Source organism: uncultured Gimesia sp., assembly GCF_937919775.1.
In the GTDB taxonomy this organism is placed as follows: domain Bacteria; phylum Planctomycetota; class Planctomycetia; order Planctomycetales; family Planctomycetaceae; genus Gimesia.
Genome location: NZ_CALFPF010000009.1, coordinates 1 through 3,363, shown reverse-complemented (window position 1 = coordinate 3,363; position 3,363 = coordinate 1). Strand labels below are relative to the sequence as shown.

At 48.1% G+C, this 3,363-nt stretch carries 3 protein-coding genes; 2 read left to right on the top strand and 1 reads right to left on the bottom strand.

Annotated features, from left to right (window positions below):
- Positions 1-678, bottom strand: a 678-nt coding sequence (locus Q0294_RS00150; RefSeq protein ID WP_299459388.1) for an HD domain-containing protein, incomplete at its 3' end; no start/stop codon positions are given.
- Between the two features lie 149 nt (positions 679-827).
- Between Q0294_RS00150 and Q0294_RS00145 the strand changes: the two genes are divergently transcribed.
- Positions 828-2,588, top strand: a complete 1,761-nt coding sequence (locus Q0294_RS00145) for a potassium transporter TrkG (RefSeq protein WP_299459387.1) — start codon at positions 828-830, stop codon at positions 2,586-2,588.
- Between the two features lie 169 nt (positions 2,589-2,757).
- Positions 2,758-3,363 (top strand): TrkA family potassium uptake protein (locus Q0294_RS00140; protein ID WP_299459386.1); only part of this gene is annotated, 606 nt, incomplete at its 3' end.

The window sequence follows — 3,363 nt, the reverse complement described above, 5'->3', positions numbered from 1 at the left end:
AGCCCGGATGTTATAACCTGACATATAAGCGTCCCGGAGAACGAAATCCATATTATCCACGGTATAAATTCCGCTGAACATCGCCCGCAGCTTACATAACCAGTCAGGATTCCCCTGCTCACTTTCAGCATCGCCAGCGGGCCTCCGAATCAGCCAGCCAATCTGTTTCGGGTCGAGTTCTTCCAGAGGATTCAAGCGACCATTCGGATTTCTACGGATGCCCCGAATCAATTCTCCCAGCTCATGTTCAATAATGTAGGCACCGATATCTTCATGTGTCAGCCCATACTGGTCCAGATAATGATCGTCAAAAAAATGACCGAACGGGCCGTGACCCACATCATGCAACAACGCTGCAAGCCGTACCAGACTCTCAACATAGGGCAATGAAGGAACATTTCGGCAAGCACTGCTCAGGGAATCGTACCACGCATTTATCGCCACTGACGCCAGATGCATCGCCCCCAGAACATGCTGAAACCGCATATGCTCTGCCGACGGAAAAACCCACCAGGCAGTCTGTAACTGATGAATGTGCCTCAGCCTTTGCACCCAGGGATGGTCAATGATTTCCTGTTCGGAAACCTCATTCCCAGGAATCCCCGTTTTTGAAGTAAACGGGATATATCCATGAATCGGATCATGTGTCAAACTTTCGGAAATAAAATCGCGTACCATTTTCTCACTGTTTCAATTGCATTATAGTGCTGGCAGAGCCTGAACGAGTTTTCATAAATTCAAATTTTGTTACAGTTTAAATTCTTATGACATTGTCACACCTTCCCAGCCGCTTTCAGCATGAAACGCATTATCCAAGGCGATGCCGTGTGCTCCGGCGTTTTGAAATCATTGCGCTGATTGTCGGACTGGCTTCCACTGTTATTCTACATGGCCTGCTAAAGATTACCACCATCGTTCACTGGGAATTAGGAGCCACCATCGTTCTCGCGATGGTCTATTTCACTCTCAGTCTGCTGATCCGCTATGTCTGGAATCGCTCCCGAAAAGAATTTCTCAGGCAACATCTGATTTATTTGTTTTTTTCGGGTCTCTGGTTACTCACGTGTTCTGCCATTCTGATCGTGCATGACCTGCTGCCTGTGAATAGCCCTGCTCGGCTGGATTTGATTCTAGGCGTCTCAGAATTCTGTGTCATCTTGAGAGGTCTGTATGAATCGATTATTTTAATCCGACGTGTCTCGTCCCGAGGCTGGAACCCTGCCTTAATTGTTGTTGCCTCCTTTCTGGTGCTGATTTTCGTGGGAACAGGGCTCCTGATGTTTCCTTCGGCAAGAGTTCAGGATGAGTCTGATACCGCAACAGAAAGCGCCCCTTTTCTGGTGGCCTTGTTTACATCCACAAGTGCCAGTTGTGTCACAGGACTGATCGTGGTCCCCACTGGTTCCTACTGGAGCAGAACAGGGCAAACCATCATCATGCTTCTCTTTCAAATTGGTGGACTTGGTATTCTGACATTTGGCGCTTTCTTTGCCGCCGCATTTGGACGGACAATGCAAATCCGCGAGAGCGTGACATTCAGCGAGATGCTGGAATCTCATCAACGGGGCGATGTCAGGCGGTTGCTGCTGGCGATTCTGGGAATCACAATCTTCACGGAACTCATGGGTGCTGTCTTTCTGTCAGGCCTGTGGTCAGAACTCCCCTGGAAAGAACGCCTCTTTCATAGTTTATTCCATTCCATCAGTGGTTATTGTAATGCCGGTTTCAGTTTGATGGATGATAATCTCCTTAACATGGGACACCACTGGCAGGTCTGGGCCGTGATGCCTGCTTTAATTATCATTGGCGGGCTGGGGTTTGCTGTGAATTATAATTTTTTGCTTTACGGAATCACCCACTTTTCGAACTTCTCTGTGCGCAAACCATTATTCAACCTGCCCACCCAGAAAGTCAGACTGACGATTTCGTCGCGACTTGTTTTTCTGACCACACTCTTCCTGCTGGCAGGTGGCACGCTCGGGCTGTATTTTCTGGAATCAATTCACGCACAAGAAGAGGTTTCTGCCTGGGAGTCATTAAATTCCGCCTGGTTCCAATCCGTGACTTTCAGGACCGCTGGTTTTAACACCGTTGATTTAGGAGAATACCAGCCACAGTCCAAACTGTTCGCTGTGTTACTCATGTTTATTGGAGCATCTCCTGGTTCGACAGGGGGAGGAGTGAAAACAGTCGTCATTGCACTGGCATTACTTTCCGTCTGGTCTCTGCTCAAAGGCAGGGATCGTGTAGAAATCATGGGCCGCACAATACCCGCGACTTTAATCCATCGTTCGTTAACCATCATTTCGCTCGGCATCCTGGTTCTGATGTCTTCGACGCTATTGGTAATTTTATTCGAAAACAAAGAGGAAGCCTTTCTGGACCATTTGTTTGAAACCACAAGTGCTTTTGCGACTGTGGGAGTTTCCACAGGAATTACCGCAGATTTAACTACGCCCTCTCACTGGGTGATCATAGCCACCATGTTTATTGGAAGAGTTGGCCCGCTGACCGCTCTCATTGCACTGACCAACCGCGGGCCCTCTTACAGATACCAATACCCGGAGGAAAGCGTCAATTTAGGTTAAACTAGCGTGCATCCAGTTTTGCAATAGCTTCTCCAAGGCCATTTGGATCGAGTATCATAGTCTTGATGACGCTAAAGTTAATTGGGAGTCGCTCTGGAATCAGAGATCAGACAAAATGAGAGCTCGCACATCATCAGACAACTTCATTTTCTGAGGGAGAAACGATCCAGTGATAAAAGTAGCGGTAATCGGATTAGGACGATTCGGGACAGAACTGGCCAGACGCCTGGGAGCCAGTGAAGTGGAAGTGATTGCCATCGATCATTCTGACAAGCTGGTTAACGAAATCAAAGATGATGTCGCGATTGCCGTTCGCTTGAATGCCACAGATGAACTGGCACTCAAGAGCCAGGAAATCGATAAAGTGGATGCGTGTGTGATTTCGATTGGTGAAAACTTTGAAGCGGCATTACTGGCAACCGTGATCGTTAAAAAAATGGGGGTTCCCAAAATCATCTGTCGCGCTCAATCTCAGTTTCATGCTGAAATTTTTACTCAGATCGGTGCGACGGAAGTGATCCAGCCTGAGGTCCAGGCGGGAGCGCGCCTCGCCCGCTTGCTGGCGAATCCCCACCTGGAAGATTACCTGCAGGTTGGTGATGGATATACGATGATTGAGCTTTTAACACCTCGGGAATTTGTGGGAAAAAATCTGACAGAACTGGCTCTCCGCTCCAAATATTCGGTCAATGTCGTCGCGATCCGCAAACGAAATTCCGCAGAAATAGAAAAAAACACTGGTAAGACACATACAACCGACTGTGTGCCTCACCCT